This is a genomic window from Amycolatopsis ruanii (genome assembly GCF_003385175.1).
In the GTDB taxonomy this organism is placed as follows: Bacteria; Actinomycetota; Actinomycetes; order Mycobacteriales; family Pseudonocardiaceae; genus Amycolatopsis_E; species Amycolatopsis_E thermalba.
In genome coordinates, this window is the sequence record NZ_PQHY01000029.1 from 48677 (window position 1) to 74447 (window position 25771).

26 protein-coding genes and 1 pseudogene are annotated in these 25771 nt (G+C 71.5%); 13 read left to right on the forward strand and 14 right to left on the reverse strand.

Annotated elements, in window-relative coordinates; all coding sequences use genetic code 11:
• Positions 1-15: 15 nt before the first annotated feature.
• Positions 16-1626 (forward strand): AMP-binding protein, encoded by a 1611-nt coding sequence (locus D0D28_RS17770; RefSeq protein WP_116111334.1) that lies wholly within the window; start codon positions 16-18, stop codon positions 1624-1626.
• 1065 nt (positions 1627-2691) lie between these two features.
• On the opposite strand, the gene D0D28_RS17775 is transcribed toward D0D28_RS17770, so the two are convergent.
• Positions 2692-3654 carry a R2-like ligand-binding oxidase gene (locus D0D28_RS17775; RefSeq protein WP_116111335.1) on the reverse strand — a complete coding sequence of 321 codons (963 nt, stop codon included), beginning with the start codon at positions 3652-3654 and terminating at the stop codon, positions 2692-2694.
• Entirely contained in the window at positions 3651-4268 is a 618-nt protein-coding gene (locus tag D0D28_RS17780; protein WP_116111336.1) for a TetR/AcrR family transcriptional regulator, read from the reverse strand. Before D0D28_RS17780 ends, D0D28_RS17775 begins: the two co-directional genes overlap by 4 nt.
• 118 nt (positions 4269-4386) lie before the next feature.
• On the opposite strand from D0D28_RS17780, the gene D0D28_RS17785 reads away from it, so the two are divergent.
• The gene (locus D0D28_RS17785) at positions 4387-5019 is read left to right on the forward strand and encodes an HAD family hydrolase (RefSeq protein ID WP_116111337.1); all 633 of its coding nucleotides are present in this window, start codon (positions 4387-4389) and stop codon (positions 5017-5019) included.
• Here D0D28_RS17785 and D0D28_RS17790 read toward each other — a convergent pair.
• A complete protein-coding gene (locus tag D0D28_RS17790; protein WP_017985245.1) occupies positions 4976-5206 on the reverse strand; it encodes a hypothetical protein in 231 nt (76 codons plus the stop codon). The genes D0D28_RS17785 and D0D28_RS17790 overlap by 44 nt on opposite strands.
• 162 nt (positions 5207-5368) lie before the next feature.
• Between D0D28_RS17790 and D0D28_RS17795 the strand changes: the two genes are divergently transcribed.
• On the forward strand, positions 5369-5755 hold the full coding sequence (locus tag D0D28_RS17795; RefSeq protein WP_017985244.1) for a cold-shock protein: 387 nt from the start codon (positions 5369-5371) through the stop codon (positions 5753-5755).
• 278 nt (positions 5756-6033) lie between these two features.
• Here the strand turns inward: D0D28_RS17795 and D0D28_RS17800 are convergent, their stop codons facing one another.
• From D0D28_RS17800 to D0D28_RS17810, 3 genes are read right to left on the reverse strand one after another with little or no spacing between them, the layout of a single operon-like run.
• Positions 6034-6534 carry a DUF2771 family protein gene (locus D0D28_RS17800; RefSeq protein ID WP_094009207.1) on the reverse strand — a complete coding sequence of 167 codons (501 nt, stop codon included), beginning with the start codon at positions 6532-6534 and terminating at the stop codon, positions 6034-6036.
• 22 nt (positions 6535-6556) lie between these two features.
• A complete protein-coding gene (locus D0D28_RS17805) occupies positions 6557-8296 on the reverse strand; it encodes an MFS transporter (RefSeq protein WP_116111338.1) in 1740 nt (579 codons plus the stop codon).
• Positions 8297-8337: 41 nt separating this feature from the next.
• Positions 8338-9114, reverse strand: a complete 777-nt coding sequence (locus tag D0D28_RS17810; RefSeq protein WP_116111339.1) for a glutaminyl-peptide cyclotransferase — start codon at positions 9112-9114, stop codon at positions 8338-8340.
• Positions 9115-9163: 49 nt separating this feature from the next.
• Between D0D28_RS17810 and D0D28_RS17815 the strand changes: the two genes are divergently transcribed.
• The gene (locus tag D0D28_RS17815; protein ID WP_094009210.1) at positions 9164-9985 is read left to right on the forward strand and encodes a DUF3027 domain-containing protein; all 822 of its coding nucleotides are present in this window, start codon (positions 9164-9166) and stop codon (positions 9983-9985) included.
• Entirely contained in the window at positions 9969-12719 is a 2751-nt protein-coding gene (locus D0D28_RS17820; protein WP_116111340.1) for a sacsin N-terminal ATP-binding-like domain-containing protein, read from the forward strand. The genes D0D28_RS17815 and D0D28_RS17820 overlap by 17 nt, the downstream gene beginning before the upstream one ends.
• Positions 12720-12742: 23 nt before the next feature.
• On the opposite strand, the gene D0D28_RS17825 is transcribed toward D0D28_RS17820, so the two are convergent.
• A complete protein-coding gene (locus tag D0D28_RS17825; protein WP_094009057.1) occupies positions 12743-12985 on the reverse strand; it encodes a DUF2530 domain-containing protein in 243 nt (80 codons plus the stop codon).
• Between the two features lie 102 nt (positions 12986-13087).
• Here D0D28_RS17825 and D0D28_RS17830 point away from each other — a divergent pair, with 102 nt between their 5' ends.
• The gene (locus D0D28_RS17830; protein WP_116111341.1) at positions 13088-14545 is read left to right on the forward strand and encodes an NCS2 family permease; all 1458 of its coding nucleotides are present in this window, start codon (positions 13088-13090) and stop codon (positions 14543-14545) included.
• On the opposite strand, the gene D0D28_RS17835 is transcribed toward D0D28_RS17830, so the two are convergent.
• Complete coding sequence (locus tag D0D28_RS17835) at positions 14527-15114, reverse strand: TetR/AcrR family transcriptional regulator (protein ID WP_116111342.1); 588 nt, start codon at positions 15112-15114, stop codon at positions 14527-14529. The two genes, D0D28_RS17830 and D0D28_RS17835, sit on opposite strands and share 19 nt — an antisense overlap.
• 69 nt (positions 15115-15183) lie before the next feature.
• Here D0D28_RS17835 and D0D28_RS17840 point away from each other — a divergent pair, with 69 nt between their 5' ends.
• From D0D28_RS17840 to D0D28_RS17850, 3 genes are all read left to right on the forward strand, one after another.
• On the forward strand, positions 15184-15774 hold the full coding sequence (locus D0D28_RS17840) for a dihydrofolate reductase family protein (RefSeq protein WP_094009092.1): 591 nt from the start codon (positions 15184-15186) through the stop codon (positions 15772-15774).
• Between the two features lie 60 nt (positions 15775-15834).
• Entirely contained in the window at positions 15835-16257 is a 423-nt protein-coding gene (locus D0D28_RS17845) for a MarR family winged helix-turn-helix transcriptional regulator (RefSeq protein ID WP_116111343.1), read from the forward strand.
• 176 nt (positions 16258-16433) lie between these two features.
• Complete coding sequence (locus D0D28_RS17850) at positions 16434-17714, forward strand: MFS transporter (RefSeq protein WP_116111351.1); 1281 nt, start codon at positions 16434-16436, stop codon at positions 17712-17714.
• Here D0D28_RS17850 and D0D28_RS17855 read toward each other — a convergent pair.
• From D0D28_RS17855 to D0D28_RS17875, 5 genes are all read right to left on the reverse strand, one after another.
• The gene (locus tag D0D28_RS17855; protein ID WP_116111344.1) at positions 17668-18654 is read right to left on the reverse strand and encodes a hypothetical protein; all 987 of its coding nucleotides are present in this window, start codon (positions 18652-18654) and stop codon (positions 17668-17670) included. The two genes, D0D28_RS17850 and D0D28_RS17855, sit on opposite strands and share 47 nt — an antisense overlap.
• Before the next feature lie 174 nt (positions 18655-18828).
• The gene (locus tag D0D28_RS17860; RefSeq protein ID WP_116111345.1) at positions 18829-19617 is read right to left on the reverse strand and encodes an arylamine N-acetyltransferase family protein; all 789 of its coding nucleotides are present in this window, start codon (positions 19615-19617) and stop codon (positions 18829-18831) included.
• A gap of 102 nt (positions 19618-19719) precedes the next feature.
• On the reverse strand, positions 19720-20340 hold the full coding sequence (locus tag D0D28_RS17865; RefSeq protein WP_094009063.1) for a superoxide dismutase: 621 nt from the start codon (positions 20338-20340) through the stop codon (positions 19720-19722).
• Positions 20341-20503: 163 nt separating this feature from the next.
• On the reverse strand, positions 20504-21163 hold the full coding sequence (locus D0D28_RS17870; RefSeq protein WP_116111346.1) for a heme oxygenase (biliverdin-producing): 660 nt from the start codon (positions 21161-21163) through the stop codon (positions 20504-20506).
• Positions 21164-21240: 77 nt separating this feature from the next.
• Positions 21241-22743: a glutamate-cysteine ligase family protein gene (locus D0D28_RS17875; RefSeq protein ID WP_116111347.1), complete on the reverse strand. Its 1503-nt coding sequence runs from the start codon at positions 22741-22743 to the stop codon at positions 21241-21243.
• A 227-nt stretch (positions 22744-22970) separates the two neighbouring features.
• On the opposite strand from D0D28_RS17875, the gene D0D28_RS17880 reads away from it, so the two are divergent.
• The 3 genes and pseudogenes from D0D28_RS17880 (at position 22971) to D0D28_RS36840 (ending at position 24727) form a co-directional block, all read left to right on the forward strand.
• A complete protein-coding gene (locus tag D0D28_RS17880) occupies positions 22971-23780 on the forward strand; it encodes a TrmH family RNA methyltransferase (protein WP_094009066.1) in 810 nt (269 codons plus the stop codon).
• Between the two features lie 35 nt (positions 23781-23815).
• Positions 23816-24412, forward strand: a complete 597-nt coding sequence (locus tag D0D28_RS17885) for a DUF2537 domain-containing protein (RefSeq protein ID WP_116111348.1) — start codon at positions 23816-23818, stop codon at positions 24410-24412.
• Positions 24412-24727, forward strand: a pseudogene (locus D0D28_RS36840) (MmcQ/YjbR family DNA-binding protein). Before D0D28_RS17885 ends, D0D28_RS36840 begins: the two are co-directional and overlap by 1 nt.
• Here D0D28_RS36840 and D0D28_RS17895 read toward each other — a convergent pair.
• The gene (locus D0D28_RS17895) at positions 24701-25219 is read right to left on the reverse strand and encodes a DUF2231 domain-containing protein (RefSeq protein WP_116111352.1); all 519 of its coding nucleotides are present in this window, start codon (positions 25217-25219) and stop codon (positions 24701-24703) included. The pseudogene D0D28_RS36840 and the gene D0D28_RS17895 overlap by 27 nt on opposite strands.
• A gap of 59 nt (positions 25220-25278) precedes the next feature.
• Here D0D28_RS17895 and D0D28_RS17900 point away from each other — a divergent pair.
• Positions 25279-25771 (forward strand): hypothetical protein (locus tag D0D28_RS17900; RefSeq protein ID WP_116111353.1); only part of this gene is annotated, 493 nt, incomplete at its 3' end.

Here is a 25771-nt window from a genome sequence, read left to right on the forward strand (position 1 = left end):
GTCCGAGGAGGCGTCATGCCAGCCGTGCCGAGTTATGCGTCGGGTATCTCCGAGGTGCCCTTGCTGGGTGACACGATCGGTGACAACTTCGACCGGACCGTGGCCGCGTTCGGGGACCGGGACGCGCTGGTGGAGTACGCCTCGGGCCGCCGGTGGACCTACCGGGAGCTGGCCGCCGAGGTCGACGCCCTGGCCGCCGGGCTGGCCGGGCGCGGCATCGTCAAGGGCGACCGGGTCGGGATCTGGTCGCCGAACTGTGCCGAGTGGACGTTCCTGCAGTACGCGACGGCGAAGATCGGCGCGATCCTGGTCAACATCAACCCCGCCTACCGCTCGCACGAGCTGGAGTTCGTGCTGAACCAGGCCGGGGTGCGGATGCTGGTGGCGGCGCGCACGTTCAAGACGTCGGACTACGCGGCGATGATCGACGAAGTCCGGCCGCGGTGCTCCGGGCTGGAGCAGGTGGTGCTGCTCGGTTCGGCCGAGTGGGCGGAGTTGGTGGAGTCCGGGCGGGGCAAGGCGTTGCCGGAGGTGGGCCTGTCCGCCGACGACCCGATCAACATCCAGTACACCTCGGGCACGACGGGATTCCCGAAGGGCGCGACGCTGTCGCACCACAACATCCTCAACAACGGCTTCTTCGTCGGCGAGCTGTGCCACTACACGGAGGCGGACCGGATCTGCATCCCGGTGCCGTTCTACCACTGCTTCGGCATGGTGATGGGCAACCTCGCGGCGACGACGCACGGGGCCTGCATGGTGATCCCGGCGCCGTCGTTCGAGCCGAAGGCCACGCTCAAGGCGGTGGAAGCGGAACGGTGCACGTCGCTGTACGGGGTGCCCACGATGTTCATCGCCGAGCTGGCCGAGCCGGGCTTCGAGGACTACGACCTGAGCAGCCTCCGGACCGGCATCATGGCTGGTTCGCCCTGCCCGGTCGAGGTGATGAAGCAGGTCATCGAGCGGATGGGCATGGCCGAGGTGTCCAATTGCTACGGCATGACCGAGACCTCGCCGGTGTCCACGCAGACGAGGTCGGACGACTCGATCGAGCGGCGGGTGTCGACGGTCGGCCGGGTCGGGCCGCACCTGGAGGTCAAGATCGTCGACCCGGAGACCGGGCTGACGGTGCCGCGCGGCGAGCCGGGTGAGCTGTGCACGCGGGGCTATTCGGTGATGCTCGGATACTGGGACCAGCCGGACAAGACGGCCGAGGTGATCGACAAGGCGCGGTGGATGCACACCGGCGACCTCGGCGTGATGGACGAAGAGGGCTACATCCAGATCACCGGGCGGATCAAGGACATGGTCATCCGCGGCGGCGAGAACATCTACCCGCGGGAGATCGAGGAATTCCTGTACACGCACCCGGATGTCCTGGACGCGCAGGTGATCGGCGTGCCGGACCAGCGCTACGGCGAGGAGCTGATGGCGTGGATCCGGATGCGGGAAGGAGCGCAGCCGCTGACGGCGGAGGCACTGCGGGAGTTCTGTACCGGGAAGCTGGCGCACTACAAGATTCCGCGGTATGTGCACATCGTCGACGAGTTCCCGATGACGGTGACGGGGAAGATCCGGAAGGTCGAGATGCGGGAAAAGGCGCTGAAGATCCTGGACCTGGAATAACAAGACGCAAGCCGGCAACGAGAGCTGGGCCGGCAGGCAACCAACTGCGCGGCAGCCCTGCACAACCGCCGCCCGGCAATGCAACAGCACCGACTACCCCCGGGGCCGCGCGGCAGCCCTGCACAACCGGCGGCCGGCAACGCGACAGCACCGACCACCCCACGGGGCCGCGCGGCAGCCCTGCACAACCGGCGGCCGGCAACGCGACAGCACCGACTACCCCCGGGGCCGCGCGGCAGCCCTGCACAACCGGCGGCCGGCAACGCGACAGCACCGAGCATCCCCGGGGCCGCGCGGCAGCCCTGCACAACCGGCGGCCGGCAACGCGACAGCACCGAGCATCCCCGGGGCCGCGCGGCAGCCCTGCACAACCGGCGGCCGGCAACGCAACAGCACCGACCACCCCACGGGGCCGCGCGGCAGCCCTGCACAACCGGCGGCCGGCAACGCGACAGCACCGACCACCCCACGGGGCCGCGCGGCAGCCCTGCACAACCGGCGGCCGGCAACGCGACAGCACCGAGCATCCCCGGGGCCGCGCGGCAGCCCTGCACAACCGGCGGCCGGCAACGCAACAGCACCGACTACCCCAACCAGACCTCCCCCGCCCCCGATCCACAGCCCGCTTTTGGTCGCCGAGCAGGCGTGTCAAGGTACTCTTTCCCGCCTTGACACGCCTGCTCGGCGACTGAAACACAATCAGGCATCGGGGGCGGGGGTGGTCGTAAGGTGACCGTTCGGCGCCGTAGGCGCTTCCCGCCCGAAGGGCGGACTCCCCGCCTGCCCAACGTCACCTCTAAAGATCAAGAGATGTCCTCGCCGGACGGGCAGGCTCCGGGATGACGGGGAATGCAGGAACCTCGCCTTGGCGAGGTGGTCGCTGGGTGGTCATCCCGTCGCCTTCCGGTTTGTGCATATCACCTTGAGCCAGGCCCGCAAGGTTGGCATGGTCGGCCGCCGGTTGGCGGCCTGGGTTGCGGCCCTGGCTCAAGGTGATCGTCACGTGTCAGGCGACGGGATGACCACCCAGCTACCTTGGGTTCACTGCGCGGCGCTGGTGCGCCGTCAGCTCAGTGCGTTCGCTAGTGCTTTGGCGTCTTCTTCGCCGAAGGTTTCTTCCAGCTGTTCCGGTGAGTAGTCCAGGTCGATCTGTCCTACTGGGACTCCGCGTGCCGATTCGATGGCGCCCAGGCGGCGTTGTGCTCGGTCGGCCGCGTATTCGATGAACTCCTGCGGGTCGTTGTCGAACGGGCGCGGCTCCTCGAACTGGTTCTGCACCCATTCGATCATGCCGAGCGCGTGCGGCAACAGCTCGCCCATGCGTTGCTGCACCGCGTCCCACAGGGAATCGTCCGCGGCGATGTGCCTTCGGCAGGTGAAGGTGCCCCATGCCATGTGCCGGCGCTCGTCGTCGCCGATGTGCTTCACCAGCTGTTGCATGCCGGGCAGGATGCCGCGCGTCGTGCAGACCTTCTGCCACGCGTAGTAGCCCGTCAGGGCCAGGCTGCCTTCGATCACGTGGTTGTAGGTGACGCTCGCCCGGATCTGGTTCAGCGGGCTGGGGTCGTGCTCCAGAACGGCCAGCGACTCGGGCAGCTCCTCGTAGAACAGCTTGCGGTAGTGCGGGTTCTCGCTGACGTACGAGGTCAGGTCCTCGGTCAGCCCCACCGCGTCCATCCAGCGGCGGAACACCTCGGTGTGCTTGGCTTCCTCGAAGCAGAACTGGGTCAGGTACATCTCGTCACCGAACCGGCCCTCGGCGGCCATCGCCTTCATGAACGGCTGGATGTCCTCCGTCACCGCCTCCTCGCCGGCGATGAACTGCGCGCACAGGTACGTCGACGACCGGCGCTCCTCGTCGGTGAGGGTCTGCCAGTCCTCGGCGTCCTGGCTGAAGTCGATGTCGGCCGGGTTCCAGAACTTGCGGTTCCCCTTGACGAACAGCCGCAGCGGGAAGGAGTCCCAGTTCAGCCCGCCCCTGCGCAGCGAGGTGAACCCGGTGCGGTGCACGGGAAGCGTATCGGTCATGGCTGCTCACACTCCATTGTGGACGCGTAACGGGTGATGGCCGGTGCGATCGCGGCGCAGATCAGGTCGGCTGCCTCGGTCGCGGTGTGGGTCGGCAGCACCAGGTGGCTCAACGAGAGCCGGACCACGGTCTCGGCGAGGAGGTTCGCGGCCTCGGCGCTCAGCGCGGGCAGGGACTCCCGGTAGTGGGACGCGGCGACCTCCATCGCCGCGGACAGGACCGGTTCACCCCGGGTGGTGAGCAGCGGCAGCAGGTCCTCACCCTGCGGTGTGCCCAGCGCGGAAGCGACCAGTCGGTTCTCCCGGCCGTGCTCGATCGTGTAGGTGACCGCGTCGCGGATGCCGGTCAGCAGATCGGGCGCGGTGGCGAACCGGTGGTGGATGCCGTCCAGGAACTCGCCCGTGGTGCGCAGGACGACCGCCTGCACGAGCGCGCTCTTGTTGCCGAACTCGTTGTAGACCGTCTGGCGGCTGACCCCGGCCGCCGACGCCACGTCCACCATCCGCAGGGCCGCGTAGCCCCGCGCCGCCAGGATGTCGGCCGCCGCGTCGAGCAGGATCTCCCGGAGCGACGTCCTGGTGCGCTCCGCGAACGAGTCGGTGATCTCAGTCACAAAATCAGCTTGACACAGGCGGCTGCAATGTCAAGCAGGTTGACCCGAATGGGCTCACTGTAAAGCGGAGGTGAGACGGCGTCCGGAACTGTCGGAGGGTCCGGCTACCGTGGTTGGCGTGGGGATCGTCGTCGGATTCGACCTGGACATGACGCTCATCGACCCGCGGCCGGGCATGGTCGCGGTGATGAACGCGCTCGGTGCGGAGGCGGGCCTGCCGCTGGACGGTGAGCACTTCGCCGCCAACCTGGGCCCGCCGCTGGACATGGTGCTGCGTGACTTCGGCGCGCCCGAGGAGCGGATCACCGGCCTCGTCGACCGGTTCCGCCAGCTGTACCCGGAGATCGTGATCCCGGAGACGGTCGCGCTGCCGGGCGCGCACGAGGCGCTCGCCGCGGTGCACGACGCGGGCGGCCGCACGGTGGTCGTCACCGGCAAGTACGGGCCGAACGCGGCGCTGCACGTGAAGGCGCTCGGCCTGGCCGTCGACGTGCTCGTGGGCGAGCTGTGGTCGGACGGCAAGGCGGTGGCCCTGCGCGAGCACGGCGCGTCGATCTACGCCGGCGACCACCTGGGGGACGTGCGGGGCGCGCTGGCCGCCGACGCGGCGACGGTGGGCGTGACGACGGGCCCCTGCAGCCGCGAGGAGTTGCTCGAGGCGGGGGCGGAGGTGGTCTTCTCCAGCCTGGAGGAGTTCCCCGGCTGGCTCAGCCGGCAGCCGCTTTCCGGTGCTCGCGAACCAGTGAGATGAGCGACAGTGCGATGCCCAGGGGCGTGGCCACCCCGGCGACGGCGCTCAGCCACACCGGGAGGTCCCGCAGGCCGAACGCGAACAGGACGAACACGGCCAGCACGGCCAGCACGCCGACGGCGAACACACCGATCCCGAGCCGCATGAGGAACGGCTTGCGCGGGGAAGTCTTGGCCGGAGTATCCATGGCACAAGGTTAGAACCCATATCTTCTTCACCGGAGGGCGCATACCGGGATAGGCTGGTGGATACGCGTCCTGGGTACGCCCAGGGCGCGTTCGTCGTGCAGGCGGTCACGTGCCGCCGGTACGCGAGATGACTTACTCAGAGCGAAGGAACGGTGAGGGCAGTGCCGACCGGCAAGGTCAAGTGGTACGACGCGGAGAAGGGGTTCGGTTTCGTCACCCAGGACGGCGGCCAGGACGTCTATATCCGCAAGACCGCGCTCCCCCAAGGGGTCGAGGCACTCAAGGCCGGCCAGCGGCTGGAGTTCGGCGTCGCCGACGGCCGCCGTGGTCCGCAGGCCCTGTCCGTTCGGCTGATCGACAGCCTGCCCTCGGTCGCCGAAGCGCGCCGCCGCCCGGCGGAGGAGCTGCACGGCCTGATCGAGGACATGATCAAGCTGCTCGAGATGAAGGTGCAGCCGGACCTGCGCCGCGGCCGCTACCCGGACCGCAAGAACACCAAGCGGATCGCCGAAGTGATGCGCGCGGTGGCCCGCGACCTCGACCCGTAAGCCGGCTCACACCCCCGAGCAGGGGGGCGACGTGGGCACGACCGGCCGCGACCACCCAGCGAAGCCGCACCCGGCAACGCAACCGGCCCCACCGCCCGAGCCACCCCTCTCCCGCAACCCGATCCCCAGCCAAATCGGTTGCCGAGCAGCGGGGTCAAGGCACGCTTTCCCGCCTTGACGCCGCTTCTCGGCAACCGAACACTGAAAGATCGGGTTCGGGAGGGGCAGATCCGGGCGTAGCGAAGCGAAGCCGGTGCCCTCAACACCCGCGTAGCGGCTCAGGCCCCAGGCTCAACCTGCAGCGACCACAAAGCCCGAGCCACCAGCTGCGGATTCCCGTTCTCGTCCAGAATGGGGTTCCCCGCCTGATCGGCCGCGTAAGCAGCGCCGAGCTGCTGCACCTCGACGACCACCAGCTGGTCGTCCGGCGCCGCGCCGGTCGCGGTGTAGGCGAGCTTGTCCCCGGGCGAGAAGAACTGCTGCTTCACCGGCTGCAGCTCGCCCTTGGCGTTGGCGTACTGGACGTTCACCAGCCAGGGCGTGTCGCCGATCTCGGACGGCACGGAGATCTGCACCGGCTTGCCCGGGCGCACCTTCAGCGTCACGGCGGCGTCCGGGTTCTCCGAGCACGACTTGAGGAGCGCGTCGCAGTTCACGATCGGTTCGGCGTTGACGGTGCGCCCGTCGCCGAAGAAGGTGACCTCGGGCGGTCCGACGTGGGCGGAGCAGCCGGTCAGCGCCAGCGCCCCGGCCGACAGCAACAGCAGAGTTCGCCGCATGGCGGAAACACTACGGGTCGGGTCACTGCACGCGGGGAGCGGCCCCGTTGCCGGTTCGCGCCGGCCTGCGGTCCCGCCGCGCGCCCAGACCGGGCAGGAGTGACGCGCCTCTCTGCAGCAGGAACGTCTGCGCCAGGCCGAGCGCGAGCAGGATCGACACCACCAGGAACCCGATCCAGTACGTCGGCGGCAGCAGCAGGCCGATCGCGCCGCCGAACACCCACGCCAGCTGCAGCACCGTCTCCGACCGGCCGAACGCCGACGCCCGCGACTCCTCCGGCAGGTCGCGCTGGATCACCGCGTCGAGGCTGATCTTCGCCAGCGCGCTCGACGTGGCGCCGACGAGACCGACGATCGCGGCCGTGACGATCCCGGACATGACGGCGGCGAGGATCGTCGAGGCGAGCGCGGCGCCCGCGCAGCCCAAGATCACCTGGCTGGGGTGCCCGAAGCTCAGCCGCGATCCGAGCGCGTTGCCGACGAACCCGCCGAGCCCGGCCGCGCCACCGATCAGGTCGAGCAGCAGCAGCTGCATGAACGGGCTCTGCCCGGTCTGCTCCGCCTGCGCCTTCACGGCGAACGCCGCGAACATCATCAGGAACCCGGTCAGCACGCGGATGGTCCCGTTGCCCCACAGGGCGAGCACCACGTCACTGCCCAGCGGCTGCCGTTTCTTCTTCTTCGCCGGGTGGGCCTTGAGCGTCGCCGGGACCTCGCCCTCGGTCACCTCGACCCACGCCGGGATCCGCATGGCCTGCACGGCACCGGCCACGCAGATCACCGCTGTGAACCACAGCGCGCCCGCCGACCCGAACAGCGAGTTCACCCCGGAGGCGATGGCACCGAACACACCACCCGCGGCGAGCCCGAACACCGTGAGCCGCGCGTTGGTCTTCGACAACGTGATGTCCGGCGGCACCACCCGCGGGGTGACCGCCGACTTGAGGACCGTGAACGACTTGGACAGCACCATCTTCCCGAGCGCGGCGGGGTAGAGGCCCCAGTCGTTGAAGTGCAGCGCCATCAGCACGGCCATCAGCACCTGGCCGACCGAGGTGAGGCACATCGCCAGGCGTCGGCCGCGCTGGATCCGGTCCAGCAGCGGGCCGATGACCGGCGCGACGAGCGCGAACGGCGCGATGGTGATCAGCAGGTACAGCGCGACCTTGCCGCGGCCCTCGCCGCTGGTGGCCGCGAAGAACAGGGTGTTGGCCAGCGCGATGGCCATCGCCGCGTCGCTGGCGTAGTTCAGCATCACCGCGTACGTCAGCGAGGTGAGACCGGACTTGTCGGCGCCGTCGGCCTTCGTCGCGCGCTGGAACATGCCGACCGCGCGGCCGCCCAGCTCGCGGCTGCGCAGCGCGGCGACGCGCGTGACGGTCAGTTTCTTCGGCATCCGGGGCAGCGGCCCGGCGGTCGCCTCGGTGCGGTGCTCCGCGGCCGGCTCCGGTTCCGGGCGCGCGGAGCCCGCGTAGCCGTCGGTGTCGTAGTGCTCGTAGAGCGGCTCGGTGCGGCGGGGCGGCGGTTCACGGCGCGGCGGTTCGCCCTGCCACGGGCGCTGCGGCGGGGGCGGGCCCTGCCGCGGCGGGAACGGCCGCGCGCCACGCGGTGGTGGCGGCGGTGTGCGGCCGCCGGCCGGGAACGCGCTCGTCGGCGCCTCGTCCGCGTTCGGGACCGCCGACGACTCCGGGTAGAAGCGCCCCTGGGCGCGCCACGGTTGCCCGGCACCCGGTGCCGGTGTCCACTTCCGTTTGCGCCGCACGCGTCAATCTTGCCGTATTGCTGGGCCGACGCGCTGGGTGATCAGGAAGCGGGGACGAATTTCACCCGGAACATCACCGGCCAGAGCTTCCCGGTGATCAAGAACTCGTCGGTGCCGGGGATCGCGGCGATGCCGTTGAGCACGTCCGCGGCCGCCGCCTGGGCCGGGGTGAGCAGCCCGGCCGCGGTGATCTGGGCGGTCACCTCGCCGGTCGCCGGGTCGATGCGCAGGATCCGGTCGGTCTTCCAGACGTTGGCGTACACCGCGCCGCCCACGCACTCCAGCTCGTTGAGCTGTGCGAACTCCTGCTCGCCGGAATGCGCGGTGACCTCGCCGGTGACCGCGAACGTCGACGGGTCGCGGAAGGTGAGCCGGTCCGAGCCGTCGCTCATCACCAGCCGTCCGCCGTCGTGGCACAGCCCCCAGCCCTCGCCGTCGTAGGACACACGCCGCAGCTCGGCGAGCGTCCGCGCGTCCCGCTCGATCGCCACGCCGTTCTGCCAGGTCAGTTGCCACAGGGTCGGGCCGGTGACGGTGATGCCCTCACCGAACAGCGGCGCGGGCAGGTCCACGCGCGTGGCCGGCGGCTGCCCGGGCGCCCCGGCCCGCACGGACGACTGCCCGACCAGCCCGGTGCTCTCGTACAGCGTGGCGCCGGAGAACTCGAGCCCCTGCGTGAACGCCGCCGGGTCGTGCGGCAGCGTCTCCAGCACCTGCACCGTTAGCTGCGCAACGGTGGCCGGCGCCCGCGGTGCCGCGGCCGCGCAGCCACCGAGTGCGACGACCGTGGCGAGGGTCAGGGTGATCAGGGTGCGCACCCCTCCACCCTGACACGGCGGCCCGAGGCGCGCGGGGCACAATTGGGGTATGACGCTGCTGCTCACCCTGGACGACGGCTCCGTGGAGCGCGCTCTCGCCGAGGCGGTCGATCTCGCGCGCGAGGCCGCGGTCGAAGAGGCGGGGGCCGAGCAGGTCGGGGCGCACGTCGGCGTGTCGCGTGAGGACGCGGTGTCGGCGAGCCACCTCTTCGAGGCCCACGTGCCCGGTTACCGCGGCTGGCGCTGGTCGGTGACGGTCGCGAACGCGGGCCCGGACACCCCGGTGACGGTGAGCGAGGTCGTGCTCGTGCCCGGCCCGGACGCCCTGATCGCCCCGCAGTGGGTGCCGTGGGAGCGCCGGGTGCGGGCCGGTGACCTCGGCGTCGGCGACATCCTCCCGCCGGACAAGGACGACCCGCGGCTGGTCCCGGCGTACCTGCGGTCCGACGACCCGGCGGTCGAGGAGGTCGCGCACGAGGCCGGGCTGGGCCGCGTGCACGTCATGTCCCGCTTCGGCCGCGAGGAGGCCGCCACGCGGTGGCACCGCGGCGAGTTCGGCCCGCGGTCGGACATGGCGCGCAGCGCGCCGGCCCACTGCGGCACCTGCGGCTTCTACCTCCCGCTCGCCGGTTCGCTGCGCGCCGCGTTCGGCGTGTGCGGCAACGAGATCGCCCCGGCCGACGGCACGGTCGTGCACGTCGAGTACGGCTGCGGCGCGCACTCCGAGGTCGAGGTCGAGGTGACCTCGTCGGTGCCGGTCGCCGAGCTGGTCTACGACGACTCGCTGCTGGACATGGAGCCGGTCGAGGAGCCGAAGACCGAGACGGGCGCCACCGCGGACGTCGAGACGGCGAGTGAGTCAGCTGAGTGATCCGTTCGGCACCGAGGCGCTGCGGGCCTCGGTGCTGCGGGCCTGGCGGGACTCGCCGACCCGGTTCACCGAAGACACCAACGCCGAGGGCGACCTGCGGACCGGCGGCTACCGCGACCGGCTGTTCGTCGAGCTGGCGCAGAACGCCGCCGACGCCGCCGCGCTCGCCGGGATCCCCGGCACGCTGCGGGTTTCCGTCGTCGGCGCCGAACTCCGGGTCGCCAACACCGGCGCGCCGCTCGACGCCGCCGGAGTCGCTTCGCTGGCTTCGCTGCGCGCGTCGGCGAAGCAGGGCGACACCGTGGGGCAGTTCGGCGTGGGCTTCGCGGCGGTGCTCGCGGTCAGCAGCGAACCGCGGGTGATCTCGCGGACCGGTGGGGTGGCCTTCTCCGAGACGCGGACCAGGGAGGCCGCCGGGCGCGACGGCGCGGTGCCGGTGCTGCGGCTGCCCTGGCCGGCGGACGAGGACCTGCCCGGCGGCTTCGACACCGAGGTCCGCCTGCCACTGCGCGACGGCGTCGACCCGGACGAGCTGCTCGCGCGCCTGACGGACGAGGCCGAGGACCTCCTGCTGTCCCTGCCGTGGCTGGCGCGGATCGAGGCGCCCGGCGCGGAGTGGGCGCGGTCCGAAGAGGACGGTGTCGTCGAGCTGACCACGCCGTCCGGCACGGTCCGCTGGCTGACCCAGGCCGGTGAGAACGTGGTCTGGGCGAAGCCGGCCGACGGGCGGCTGACCGAGGACGTGCTGCACGCGCCGACGCCCACCGACGAACGGTTGTCGTTGCCGGCCCGGCTGATCGCGACCGTGCCGCTGGAGCCGTCGCGGCGGCGGGTGCTGCCCGGCGCCGACGCCGCGCTGGCCGCGGCCGCCCGCGAGTACCCGGCGCTGGTGCGCAAGCTCGCCCCGGGGGACCGGCTGGACCTGGTGCCCGAGGCCGGTTTCCCGCTGTCCGAAGTGGACGGCAAGCTGCGCGAGCTGGTGGGGCGCCAGCTGGCGACGCAGGCGTGGCTGCCCGCGGCCGAGGGCGACGACCTGGTGCCGTCGAGCGCCCGGGTGCTGTCGGTCGAGTCGCCGCGGCTGCTGGAACTGCTCGCCGGTGTCGTGCCCGGCCTGGCCGGGATCAGCGGCTACGAGGCGGCGCAGGTCCTGGCGACCGTGGACGCCGACCGCCTGGACGTGTCCGACCTGGTCGACCTGCTGATCGGCGTGGACCGGGCCCCGGAGTGGTGGCGCGCGCTGTACGACGCCTTCCTGCCGCTGCTGGACAACCACGAGGTGACCGCAGACGAGCTGGGCGCGCTGCCGGTGCCGCTGGCGGACGGGCGGACGCTGCCCGGGCCGCGCGGCGCGGTGCTGCTCGGCGCGTCGGAGCTGCTCGACCTGCTGGCCGACGCCGAGGTGGGCGGGCTGGGGCTGGTGCACCCGGAGGCGGCGCACCCGCTGCTGGAGCGCCTCGGCGCGAAGCAGGCGGAGGCCGCCGACCTGCTCGACGCGCCCGCGCTGCGCGAGGCGGTCGAGCGCAGCCTGGCCGACGCCGAGTCCGGGTTGGACACCCGCCCGCTCGCGGAAGCCGTGCTGCGCCTGGTTTCCGAGACCTCGGCGGAGGGGCTGGGCGCGCTCGCGCTGCCGTCGGCGGACGGCTGGCGCCGGGCCGACGAGCTGGTGCTGCCGAACTCGCCGCTGCGTGAGGTCTTCGACCCGGAGGTGTTCGACGAGGACGGGCCGTTCGCGGTGCTGGACGCGGACTTCGCCGAGCAGTGGCCGGTGCGGGTGCTCACCGAACTGGGCGTGCTCGACGAGTTCCGGGTGGTGCCCGGCGAGGACGAGCTGCCGGAGATCCGCGACCTCGATCTCGTCGCGGACGACGCCTGGCCGCGGGCGCTGCGGCTGATCGCCGGGCAGCGCGAGACCTGGCAGGCGCTGACGATGCCGGACAGCCCGTCGGCGGCCTGGCTGGAGCGCAACGCGCTGCTCGCCGGTCGTCCGCCCGCCGAGTGGCGGCTGCCGGACGCGGACGGCCTGACCGGTCTCTACGACCCGGTGCCCGACGTGGGGGTGCGCCCGGACGTGCTGGCCGCCGCCGGGGTCCGGTCGGAGCTGGCCGTGCGCGACCTCGACGACGCCGCCGACCTGCTCGACCGGCTCGGCGACCCGGACCGGGAGATCCCGCCGGGCCTGATCCTGCGCGCGCACGCCGTGCTGGCCGCCGCCGACCTGGAGTGGAGCGAGCTGGACGCGCCGGAGCGGGTGCGCACGGTCGACGGGTCCGTGGTCGACGCCGAGCGGGCCGCGGTGCTCGACCTGCCCTGGCTGGGTGCGGTGTGGGCGCCGGAACGCCTGGTCGCCGCCTCGCCTGGCGCGGACGTGGCCGCGCTCGCCGAGCTGCTGGACATCGCGCTGCTGTCCGAGCACGCGGACGCCCGGGTCAGCAGCGCGGGCGAGTTCGTGCCGTGGCCGGAGATGACCGCGCTGGTCCTGGCGGCGGAGCTGCTGGGCATCCCGCTGCCCGAGGGTGGGCTCGTGGTGCACGACGAGTTGACCGTGGAGGTCGACGGAGTCAAGCGCGCCACGCCGTGGTGGGTCGAAAGTGGGACGTTTCACGGGGAACATCACGCGGAGGACTCACCCGAAGGGCTGGCCCGCGCGTTCGCCTGGGCCACCGGCCGCTGGTCGGACCGCCACCTGGTCGAAGCCGTGCTGAACGACCCCGCGACGACGACCTTCCTGCTCTAGGCCGTGTCCGTACAGGACACGCTCTAGAGGCCCGTCTGGGCGCTCCGCGAACCGCGGCGGCGGGCCCAGCGCTGCCAGCTCATGATGCCCATCCCCATCAGCCCGAGGACGCCGCCGGCCAGGCAGGTCCACATCCACACGTCCGCCGGCCCGCCGGCGCCGAACACGCGCAGCGCGCCGAGCACGACGAACCCGGTGAACCACACGAGTGTGCCGACCACGACGACCGGGTAGAGCACCACCAGTCGCTCAGGCAACTCGGGCACCGGAAGCAACGGACGTTTAACATCCCCGGCGTTGATCGGATCGGCCACGTCAGGAAGGCTACCCGCGGGTCATCGCAGGAGCAGCAGGTAAGGCAGGTTGCATTGGCTGAGCAGGGCGGCAGGACCGGGCTCGACCGGTTCTTCAAGATCACCGAACGCGGGTCGAGCGTCGGCCGCGAGGTGCGCGGCGGGCTGGTCACGTTCGTCACGATGGCCTACATCGTGGTGCTCAACCCGCTGATCATCGGCAGTTTCTCGGCGCAGGACGCGGGCGCGCACAAGGACCTGTTCGGCAACATCCTGCCGGTCCCGCAGGTGGCGCCCGTGACCGCGCTGATCGCCGGGGTGATGACGATCCTGATGGGCGTCGTGGCGAACTACCCGTTCGCGATGGCCACCGGGCTCGGCATCAACTCGCTGATCGCGGTCAGCGTCGCGCCGCAGATGAGCTGGCCGGCGGCGATGGGCCTGGTGCTGCTCAACGGCCTGATCATCCTGGTCCTGGTGCTGACCGGGGTGCGCACGATGGTGTTCCGCGCCGTGCCGCCCGCGCTGAAGGCCGCCATCGCGGTCGGCATCGGCCTGTTCATCACCCTGATCGGCCTGGTGGACGCCGGTTTCGTGCGGCGCATCCCGGACGCGGCGAACACCACCGTGCCGGTCGGGCTGGGCATCGGCGGCTCGATCGCGAGCTGGCCGACGCTGGTGTTCGTGATCGGGCTGCTGATCACCGGCATCCTGGTCGCCAGGCGCGTGCGCGGCGCGATCCTGATCGGCGTCCTGGTGACGACCGTGATCGCGATCGTCCTGGAGGCGATCGTCAAGGCCGGCCCGGCCGGCGGCACCAACCCCAAGGGCTGGAACCTCGGCTACCCCGCGCTGCCCGACCAGATCGCCGGGCTGCCCGACTTGTCGCTGATCGGCGAGGTCAACTTCGACGCGTGGGTGCAGGTCCCGGCGATCACCGCCGCGCTGATCGTGTTCACGCTGATCCTGACCGACTTCTTCGACACCATCGGCACGATGACCGGCCTCGGCAAGGAGGCCGGGCTGCTCCGCCGCGACGGCGAACTGCCGAACACCGGCAAGGCCCTGTTCGTGGACAGCCTCGGCGCGGTCGCCGGTGGCGTCGGTTCGGCCAGCTCGAACACCGTGTACGTGGAGTCGGCGGCCGGCATCGCGGAGGGCGCGCGGACCGGCCTGGCGAACGTGGTCACCGGGCTGCTGTTCCTCGCCGCGATGTTCTTCACCCCGCTGTACGAGGTGATCCCCGTCGAGGCCGCGGCGCCGGCGCTGGTGATCGTCGGCGCGCTGATGATCAGCCAGGTCCGCGAGATCGACTTCACCGACTTCCGGATCGCGCTGCCCGCGTTCCTGACGATCGTCGTCATGCCCTTCACCTACTCGATCACCAACGGGATCGGCGTCGGGTTCATCTCCTACGTGCTGATCCAGGTCGTCACCGGCGGCGCGCGGAAGGTGCACCCGCTGCTGTGGATCATCGCCGTGGCGTTCGTGGCCTACTTCGGCGTGGGGCCGATTCAGGAGGCGCTCGGCTGAGCCACCAGCCGCTCGACCGCGGCGACGACGAGCTGGTCGCGCTCGGCCTCGCCGAACACGTCCGGCAGGGTGAGCTGCTCGACGATGAGCCAGTTGAGGGCGAGGATCAGCAGCCGCACCGCGGTCGCGTCACCGGGCAGCCCGGACTGCTCGTGGTAGGTGACGTTCGCCTCGACGTCCGCGCGCACGCGTTCGGTCAGCAGCTCCCGCAACCGGGGGCGGCGGGTGGCCTCCAGGCGTAGTTCGAGCAGCGCGAGGTAGCCGCTGCGGAAGGCGCTGATCCGGCCCACCAGCTCGCGCATCAGCTCGGTGTAGGTCGCCCGGTCCCGGGGCGCGGTCCGCTGCCGTTCGATCGTCGCCGCGTCGGGCTGCAGACGCTCGTACACCCGTTGCGCGGTCTGGTACAGCAGGTCGTCGCGGTTGGGGAAGTAGTTGGACGCCGTGCCGGCCGGCACGGCGGCTTCCACATCGACGGCGCGATAGGTGAGGCCGCGGACGCCTTCCCGGGCCAGCACCTCGATCGCGGCGTCCAGCAGAGCCGCCCGCCGTTCGTCGTTCCTGCGCACCATTGACACCACTCCAGTTGTAGTACTACGGTCGTAACCACTACGGACAGAGTACTACGAATGGAGCACTTCATGCGAGAGCTGGTCTACTACGTGGGCGTGAGCATCGACGGCCGGATCGCCGGCCCGGGCGGCGAGTACGACTTCTACCCCCAGGGCGACGAGGCGCAGGTCGCGGCGTACATGGCGTGGATGAACGAGTCCTACCCGGAGACCGTCCCGACGATGATGAGAGCGGCGTTCGGCCTGGAGAACGCGCCCAACCGGCGGTTCGACACCGTCGTGATGGGGCTCGGCACCTACCGCCCCGGTCTGGACCAGGGGTTCACCAGTCCCTACGCGCACCTGCGCCAGTACGTCGTCTCCAGCACCCTCGGTCCGAGCCCGGATCCGGCCGTGACGGTGGTCGGCGGCGACCCGCTCGGCCTGGTCCGCTCGCTCAAGCAGGAGGAGGGCAAGGACATCTGGCTGTGCGGCGGCGGCAAGCTGGCCGGCGCGGTGTGGCCGGAGGTCGGCCGGATGGTGATCAAGAGCTACCCCGTCGTGGCCGGCGCGGGGATCCCGGTGGTGGACGGGAAGTTCGACCCGACACCGTTCGCGGTCACCGACCGGAAGGCGTTCGACAACGGCGTGGTGGTCACCTGGTTCGAGCGCCGGAGCTGATGCGACCGATTTCACCGGGTCGTCCTGTTGATCGTGAGGTATGCTAACTATGTGTCCGATATGCGGGAGCCTGCCCTGGCGAGCCGGTTGCGTCTCGCGGTGGTGCGGCTGAACCGCAAGCTCCGGGCGCAGCGCACCGACGAGAACGTCTCGCTCACGCAGCTGGCGGCGTTGTCCACGCTGCACAAGTGCGGACCGCTCACGCCGGGCAAGCTCGCGGCGAAGGAAGGCGTCCAGCCGCCGTCGATGACCCGGGTCATCGCGGCGCTGGAGGACTTCGGGTACGTGGCGCGCAGCCCGCACCCGACGGACGGGCGGCAGTCGATCGTCGCCCTGACCGAGCGGGGCCGGGCGTTCGTCGGGGAGACGATCTCGGTGCGCGAGGCCTGGCTGGACCGGAAGCTGGCAGAACTGAGCGGCGACGAGCGGGAAGTGCTCGCCCGCGCCGCCGAGATCATCGACAGGATGGCGGGGAACGAATAACGGTGGGGCTCAACACGGGTACTGACGGACAGTCCGAACTGACGAACACAGCTACCCGGGGCCAGGCACCACCCGCCGACCGCACCGCGTGCACCGCACCGTCCGGCCGGATGCGGCCCAAGCCGGCCGCCGCCCCCGCCGAAGAGCCCGAGGAACGGGCTCAGCCGAAGGCGAGCATGTTCGCGTCGCTGCGGGTGCGCAACTACCGGCTGTTCTTCTCCGGCCAGATCATCTCCAACATCGGCACCTGGATGCAGCGAATCGCGCAGGACTGGCTGGTGTTCCAGCTGTCCGGGAACAACCCGGTGGCGCTGGGGATCGCGGTGGCGCTGCAGTTCCTGCCGACGCTGATGCTGTCCCTGTGGGCCGGTGTGCTCGCCGACCGGGTGGACAAGCGCAAGCTGTGCATCGCCATCCAGAGCGGCATCGGGGTGCAGGCGCTGGTCCTCGGCGTGCTCGACGTGTCCGGGGTGGTGACCCTGTGGCAGGTCTACGTCCTGTGCTTCGTGCTGGGCATCTTCAGCTCGCTGGACGTGCCGGCGCGGCAGTCGTTCGTCGCCGAGATGGTGGGGCGCAAGCAGATCACGAACGCGGTCGCGCTGAACTCGTCGGTGTTCAACATGGCCCGCATCGTCGGGCCCGCCATCGCCGGGTTCGCGATCACGTGGGTCGGCACGGGCTGGATGTTCCTGGCGAACGCGGTCAGCACGCTGGCCGTGATCACCGGGCTGTTGCTGATGGACCCGGACAAGCTGTTCCGCGGCCCGGCCGTCGCCCGCGCGAAGGGGCAGTTGCGCGAGGGACTGGCGTACGTGCGCGGGCGGTCGGACCTGGTTTCGCTGATGGTGCTGGTGTTCTTCGTCAGCACGTTCGGCATCACGTTCTTCACGTCGCTGGCGATCGTGGCGGGCAACGTGTTCGCCACGCAGGCCGACGGCTACGGGCTGCTGTCCACGCTGCTGGCGGTCGGGACGTTCACGGGTTCGCTGATGGCCGCGCGGCGCGGGGCGCGGGGGCGGCCGCGGGTGCGGCTGCTGCTGATCGCGGCGTTCAGCCTGGGCGCGGTGGAGTTCGTCGCCGGGTTCATGCCGACCTACCTGGCGTTCGGCATCGCGCTGATCCCGCTCGGGTTCGCCACGATCACGTTCCTGAACACGGCGAACTCGCTCGTGCAGACCTCGGTGAGCCCGGAGATGCGCGGCCGCGTGATGGGGCTCTACGTGCTGGTGCTGATCGGCGGCAACCCGATCGGCGGCCCGATGGTGGGGTGGATGGCCGACACCTTCGGCGGCCGGTCCCCGTTCTTGATCGGCGGCGTGATCTCCGCGGTGGCGGCCGTGGTGTGCGCGGCGGTGCTGGCTCGGCGGGGCGGGATGACGCGCCCGGTGCGGCTGGCCGGCCTACGGGTGCTCAGCGGCCGAGGAGCGCGGGCAGCACGGTCTCCGCGAGTGCCCTGAGGTCCCGGCCCGTTCCGGTGAACGTCAGTTCCTGGCTGGAGTCGTCCTCGAGCTTCACCGCCACCACGTCGTCGGTGATCAGGGCCGGGCGGCCGGCCAGCGTGTCCGGGTACGCGCGCGGCGTCACGTCGTCGCTCAGCGCCGCCTGGACCGTGCGCACCGTGCAGCGGCCGTCGAACCTCGGCTTCGCCGTGGACGGGCTCGTGCTCATCGCCTTCGCCAGCTGCGTGCACAGCTGCCAGGACACCACCGGCCACGGCGCGTCCTGGATGCCGTAGCCCGGCACCGGCTCGGTCGCCCGCATCGCGATCACGCCCTCGCGGCCCTGCGCGGGCAGGTCCGGGCCGGGCGCCATGGTCGCGTCGATGACGTCCCGCGCGATCGAGATGGCGAGGTCGTCCAGCGTGAGGCCCGGGCGGGCGACGGCGTACCGGGTGATGTCGACGCGCAGGAACGGGTGCACCTCGGCGCTGGGCGCGTCGTCGACCAGGTGGACGTTGAGCCGCGCGTTGACGGTGCCGCTCGACTCGACCTCGGCGGCCCGCCCGGACACCGTCACCGACTGCGGCGACCGCAGCGTGGCCGGCGCGTTGTCCAGTCGCAGGCCGACGTCGAGGCTGCCGGTGACCAGGTGGCACACGTTCCCGCGGACCTCGCGCAGCGTCGTGCCGCCGAGCACCGCCTCCCACCGCTGCTCGGACAGGGCCTGGCACAGCACGTGGCCGGCGCTGCCCGCGGGCAGCGCGGCGAGCATCTCCCCGGTCGGCATCGGCACGCGGCGCGGCAGCTCGCCGTCCCGGCTGGGCCAGACGGCGGGCAGCCCGGGGGCGGGCGGCGGCGCGTCGCTGCCCTGCGACCACAGGTAGCCGGCCGCGCCGGCGACGGACGCGAAGGACAGCAGGACGCCGAGCACGACCGCGATCACTGTCGACGACTTCACGCCCCGAACGCTATCCGGTGACCGAGCGAGTTCGATCAGTGATCCCCTGAACGTTGGACAACTGTCCGGGACCACACGGACGGGTGGTCGAAAGATCGTCCTCGACCGCCCCTTGCGGCGACTGGTGAAGTTAGGCTAACCTAAGGCTTGTCCGCTTCGTGGTGGGAGCGGCAGTCAGTTCGGGAACGGGCGGAGCCCCGGCGCCGGAAAGGATCCCAGCGCCGGGGCTTCGTTCATGTCGATCCCGAAGTGCACCCGGTACGCCTCGACCTTCTCGGCGTCGCTCAGCTCGCGCTCGGCCCGCTTGCCGTCGACCGTCTCGATCAGCTTGTCGCCCGCCAGGGTGATCCGGCCGGACGGCGTCGAGATCGTGGTCAGCACGTTCTGCGTGAAGTGCGACTCCGGCGAGGTGGCCTGCCACCAGCAGGTCGGGCCGAAGTCGGCCAGTTCCCGCGGCCGCTTCTCCAGCCGGTAGGCCGGCTCGCCGTTCAGCCGCACCTCGATGTCCCCGTCCGGCGCGTCCAGCACCAGGAACTCGCCTTCCGGGTCGGACTGCGGCTCGCTCGCCGCCAGCCGCAGCGGGTGGCGGGCGAAGCGGCCGAAGCCCACGTCGGCCAGCCACGGCTCGTCCAGGTCCACGTGCAGCGCCAGGTGGTCGAACGGCGCGCCCCACCGCCCGCCGCCGAACACGCGGGCGCCCAGCAGGGTGACCCGGTAGCCGAGCTCGCGGAGCAACGCCGCGAACAGGCCGTTCAGCTCGTAGCAGAAACCGCCCCGGCGGCGCCGCACGACCTTGTCGAACAACGCGTCCTCGTCGAGCACGATCCGCTCGGGCAGGTGCACGCTCAGGTTCTCGAACGGCACGGTCAGCAGGTGGGCCTCGTGCAGGTCCCGCAGCGCCGCCGCGGTGGGCGCGGCCGGCCGGTCGGCCCCGATGCGGGCCAGGTACGCGTCGACATCCATGTGGTCAGCGTGCACCCTCCACTGTGGTCGAGGTCAAGCGGGAAAAAAAGAAGGGCCCTGTCCGCGCGGGTGCGCGGCAGGACCCCTCGATCGGGCCGACGCTCAGAGGAGCAGGCCGTTGCCGCCGGAGACGGCGTTGTCGAAACGCTTGCTGATCTCCGCCCAGTTGTAGACGTTCCACAGCGCCTTGACGTAGTCCGCCTTGACGTTCTTGTAGTCGAGGTAGAAGGCGTGCTCCCACACGTCGACCAGCAGGATCGGCACGGTCGGCAGGATGAGGTTGTTGTGGTGGTCACGCAGCTGCTGCGTGATCAGCGTCTTGCCCACCGGGTCCCACGACAGGGCGGCCCAGCCGTTGCCCTGGATCGTCGTGGCGACCGCGTTGAACTGCGCCTGGAACTTGTCGAACGAACCGAACGCCTCGTCGATCGCCGAGGCCAGCTCGCCGGTCGGCTTGTCGCCGCCTTCGGGGGACAGGATCTTCCACCACACCACGTGGTTGGCGTGCCCGGCCAGGTTGAACGCCAGCGTGGTCTCCAGGCCGACGATCGAGCCGAAGTCGCCCTTGTCCCGAGCCTCGGCGAGCTTGTCCAGGGTGTCGTTGGCGCCCTTGACGTAGGTCGCGTGGTGCTTGCTGTGGTGCAGCTCGTTGATCTGACCCGAGATGTGCGGGGCGAGCGCGCCGTAGTCGTAGTCGAGGTCAGGAAGCTCGTAGCGGGCCATCAGCCCTCCTTCTTGTCTGACGCAGAGTCCCTTGCGGTATCAAAACCTAGTCCTCGCGCGCGCGGGAAGCTAACTGGGGAGCCGCTGTCCGCACTGCGGGAACCGGTCATGTCGCAAGCCTGCAATCTCCAGCTAGATGGAGGTCAACGGGGTGTGCGGATGATCACTGGGCCAGCTCGTCGAGCACCGCGATGTTGAACTCGAACGCCACCAGCGTCTCGGTGACGATGCGCTCGCGCTCGGCACCGGTCCACGGGGTGTCGTCGAGCAGCGCCTTGTACCGCTTCCGGAACGCGGGGACGTTGTCGATGTCGTCGAAGTGGTAGAACATCGCGCCCGGCCCCTCGACGCCGTGGGCCTTCGCCAGCAGCTTCCGCACGGCCTGGCCGCCGGCGAGGTCGCCGAGGTAGCGGGTGTAGTGGTGGGCGACGTAGCCACCGGCCCAGTCGAAGGCCACCGAGCGGATGCGCCGCACGTAGTCCTCGGTCGCCGGGACCGGCGTGACGCGGTCCCGCCACCGCTGCCCGTAGAGGAACTCCAGGTCGACCGCCAGCGCGGGTACGCGGCGCAGCTCGTCGAACACGAACCGGCCGCCGACCGGGTCGCGGCGCATGGCGTCCGCGGCCTCCTCGATCGCCTGGTAGATGAACCAGTACTGGGCGGCCAGCCGCGCGTACTCGCTCAGGTCCAGGTCGCCGCCGAACAGCTCGCGCATGTACCGGGAGTGGTGCGCCCGGTCGTGCGCGCGCCGGGTCGACTCCCTCAGGGTGGTCGAGAACGGGGTCTGGGTCAGGTCCGAGTCAACCGCGAGGGGAGCCGCCATGAGTGGCACTGTAAGCGAGATCGGTCACTTAGGCTACCCTAACAAGTCCGGATTGACCCGAACAGAGCCGCCGGTGATCACTCGGTGTCCACCGGCCAGGTGTGCACGGCCTCGCCGCCGCGGCCCAGCTCGAGGTAGCGGCCCAGCATCGTGTTCAGCGCCGTGTCCCGGTCGGCGCCGCGGTCCTCCGCCTCGGTGACCGTCGCCCGCTGCCACCACGCTCCGTTGCGGCGGGTCAGGCAGCGCTGCTCGATGACGCCGAGGTAGCGGTCGATGGCCGCCTCGGACACGTCGGCGCTGCGCAGCCCCTCGACCGCGAGCGGCAGCAGCACGCGCAGCACCAGTTCGTCCGGCGGCACCCAGCCCTGGCCCGGCCAGTACAGCTGGGCGTCGAACCCGTTGCGCGCGCCGGCGTAGAGGTTCTCCTCGGCGGCCTGGAACGACATCTGTGTCCACACCGGACGCTCCGCCTCGGCGAGCGCCCGTTGCGCGCCGTAGAAGAACGCCGCGTTGGCCATCATGTCGAGCACGGTGGGCCCGGCGGGCAGGACGCGGTTCTCCACGCGCAGGTGCGGTTTGCCGTCCACCACGTCGTACACCGGGCGGTTCCAGCGCCACACCGTCCCGTTGTGCAGCATCAGCTCGGTGAGCTTCGGCGCCTGCCCGGCCTCCAGCGCGTCCAGCGGGTCTTCGCTGTCGGTCTCCGGCAGCAGGCCCGGGAAGTAGCGGACGTTCTCCTCGAACAGGTCGAAGATCGAGGTGATCCACCGCTCGCCGAACCACACCCGCGGTCGCACGCCCTGGTTGCGCAGCTCCTCCGGCCGGGTGTCGGTGGCCTGCAGGAACAGCGGGATGCGGGTCTCGTGCCACAGCGCCTTGCCGAGCAGGAACGGCGAGTTCGCGCCGATGGCCACCTGCACACCGGCCAGGCACTGCGCGGCGTTCCAGTGGGTGGCGAACTCCTCCGGCGCGACCTGGACGTGCAGCTGCACCGACGTGCACGCGGCCTCGGGCAGGATCGACTCGGAGTAGGTGCGCAACCGCTCCGGGTTGTGCCCGCCGAGCGGGGCGCCGTCCATGGACAGCGTCATGTTCTCCCCGCGGGCGGCGAAGATCTGGTCGTTGAGCAGGGTGTAGCGGGTGTTGTTGGTGATCCACTTCTGGTCGAAGTGGTCCGGCGTGAGCGTCGGCAGGATGCCGATCACGGCCAGCCGCGCGCCGGCCGCGGTCGCGTTCCGGTCGGCCTCGCCCAGGTAGCCGATCAGGTCGTGCTCCAGCTCGATCGCGGACTTCCCGGCGAGCGGGCGCGGCGGCACGTTCAGTTCGATGTTGTGCTGCGACAGTTCCGTGGTGAAGGACTCGCTGTCCAGCGCCTCCAGCACCGCGCTGTTGGACATGGACGGTCGCAGCTCGTCGTCCACGAGGTTCAGCTCGACCTCGAGTCCGATGTGTCTTCGCGGGAACGAGAAGCCGTCGTCGGCGAGCATCCGGGCCAGGGTGTCCAGGCACCGCTGGAGCTTGTGCCGGTACCGCGCCCGGTCCCGGGAGCTGAAGCTGTCCGCCGACACGTCCTTGCCCATGCCATCCCTGCTCTTGGTCCTCGGCCGCGGCGGTGGAGATCGCCCCGGCACCCCGGCCGACAACGGTCGCACACCGTCGGCACACGGTCATCGGCCAAATCGGTGGCGCCGCCGTGACGCGCCCGACTTCCGCCGGTGCTGGTCCGTTCGGCCCAGTGGTACTCAGCACGTTCGGAGCACCCACCCCGACGACGGAGGATCTACCCCGAAGCCGCAGACTTCATGCCGTGGCGCAGATCGTGCGAACCGAAGACGAGGGTGATCCCAGGCTCGACGACTTCCGGGACCTCTCCACGGCCGACCGGCGACCGGACCGGCCCGGCGGGCGCGGCCTGGTGATCGCCGAGGGAACCGTGGTGGTCCGGCGCCTGCTCGCGTCAGCCTACCCGCCGCGGGCGCTGCTGGGGGTCGAGCGGCGGATCGCGGAGCTCGCGCCCGAGCTCGCGGACGTGCCGGTGCCGGCGTACGTGACCTCGGCCGAGGTGATGGCGAAGGTCGTCGGGTTCCACCTCAACCGCGGGGTGCTCGCCGTGGCCGACCGCGCGCCGCAGCCGGACGCCGACGAGATCCTGGCGCGGGCCCGCGTGATCGCGATCCTGGAGGGCGTCGGCGACCACGAGAACATCGGCGCGCTGTTCCGCAACGCGGCCGCGCTCGGGGTGGACGGGGTGCTGCTGGGCGCCGGCTGCGCGGACCCGCTGTACCGGCGGAGCGTGCGGGTGTCGATGGGCAACGTGCTGCGGGTGCCGTTCGCCGCGCTGACGCCGTGGCCGTCCGGGCTGGAGCGGGTGCGGGCGGCCGGGTTCCGGGTGGCGGCGCTGACGCCGCGGGCGGACTCGCGGACGCTGCGCGAGGTGGCCGCCGGTGGCGGCCGCACGGCCCTGCTGCTCGGGTCCGAGGGGCCCGGGCTGACCGCGGAGGCGCTGGCGAGCGCCGATGTCGCGGTGCGGATCCCGATGAGCGAGGGCGTCGACTCGCTCAATGTGGCCACGGCCGCGGCGGTGGCGTTCTACGAGCTCGCCGCGGCGGTAAATTGACGACGTCCTGGCGTGACGGCCGGAAAGGTGCATGCGTGGAATTGCGGGTCCGCGGCGACCGCGCCGTGCTGAAGGGGCACGGCGACGTGTACACGCGCGAAATCGACCCCCACAGCCTCGCGCTGGGCGTCGACCTCGCCGACGCGCTGCACGAGTGGGCGCAGGTGGCGGCCGCGCTGCGGCGGTCGTCGAGCGACCCGGCCGAGGCCGCGACCGTGGTGTCCCGGCGCGGGCAGCAGCTGGCGTCGCGGGTGGCCGCGGTGATGGGGACGCCGGTGCACTACGTCGACCCGGTGACCGGCGAGCAGATGGTCGTCCCGCCACCACCGCCGGCCGAGACGCCGCGGCGGCTGTTCGCCGGGGTCGGGGACGAGCCGACGCCGTGGGCGACCGGGCTGGTGGTCGCCGGGTTCGTGGCGGCCGTGGTGATCGTCGCGATGATGGCGCTGGCGATCGCGCTGGCCGCGGAGACCGCCGGGTGGCTGGTGCTGGTCGCGGCGGTCGTGGTGACCGCCGGGATCGCGCCGTCGTTGTGGCTGGCGCGGAAGCTGCCGATCATCCGGTGGGTCGCGCTGGGGGCGGCCGCCGGGATCGTGCTGTCCTGGTTCACCCTGCTGGCCGTCGTGTTCTGATGGACCCGATCGAGCCGCTGCGCGAGATCTGCCTGGCCCTGCCGGAGGTCTCGGAGCGGCTCAGCCACGGGGAGCCGGCCTGGTTCGTCCGGAGCCGGAAGAGTTTCGTGATGTACGCGGACCACCACCACGACGACCGGGTGGCGTTCTGGTGCGCCGCGCCGTCGGGGGTGCAGGAGGAGATGGTGTCGGCCGAGCCGGACCGGTTCTTCCGGCCGCCCTACGTCGGGCACCGCGGTCGAGGTGCGGGCCATTGTCCGGGAGGCCTACCGGACGGTGGCGCCGAAGTCACTGGTCGCCCGGCTGGAGGGCTGACCAGCGGCCCACGCCCGCGCCCTGCGCGTAGGACAGGTGCCCACCGAGCGCGCCGCCGGCGCTGAGCGCGACCAGCCCGGCCGCGGTCCAGAAGCGGGCGTTCCGGCGGCTGGTGCGGTTGGCGGCGAGGAAGCACCCGGCGGCGAGGGTGTTGGTGAGCGCGTGGACGGCCCCGACGCGCCGCTGGTCCCGGTCGAGGCCGGAGAACTCGGCGAGCCCGGTGAGGACCGTCGGCGCGGTGGCGGCCAGGCCGATCGACACCAGGCGCCGGGCGGCTTCGGGCTGGCCGGACAGGTCGAGCACCGCGGCGGACACCCAGGCCCCGATCGGCAGGGTGACCAGCAGCGGGTGCACGGGGTGGCCGAGCCACGCGCCGCGCAGCAGGCGGTCGGCGGCGCCGCGGCCGATGACCTTGCGCAGCCCGCGGGCCACCGCGGTCGCCGCGGGGTCGACGGCGCGGAGGGACTCGGCGGCTTCCAGGATTCGTTTCACCACGGTTCTGTACCCCGCGGCCGCGATTCGATTCGGGTGGGGCGGGTAGCCGTGGCCGCATGTGGGCACGAGCGGTAGCGCAGGGTGCGGTCGCCGGGCTGGCGGGCGTGCTGGCGATGACGGCGGCGGAGAAGGTCGAGCAGCGGTTCACCGGACGGCCGGACTCGTACGTGCCGGGGCGGACCCTGTCGCGGCTGGCCGGCCTGCCGGACCGGCCGCGGCGGTCGGTGAACCTGGCGATGCACTTCGGGCAGGGCGTGCTGCTCGGCGCGCTGCGCGGCGTGATGGCGACGGCCGGGCTGCGGGGCCCGTGGGCCTCGGCGATGTTCTGGGCGGTGCGGCTGACGAACGACCAGACGCTGGAGAACGCGACCGGCGTGGGGGCGCCGCCGTGGACGTGGCCGCGCCGGGAGCTGGTGATCGACCTGGCGCACAAGGGCGTCTACGCGGCGGGGACCGGGCTGGTGGCCGATTGGCTGGCGTCGCGGTACGGGGAGGGGCCGGGGCAGCGGCACGCGTCGCTGGCCCCGGGGCGGCGGTCCGGGGTCAGCG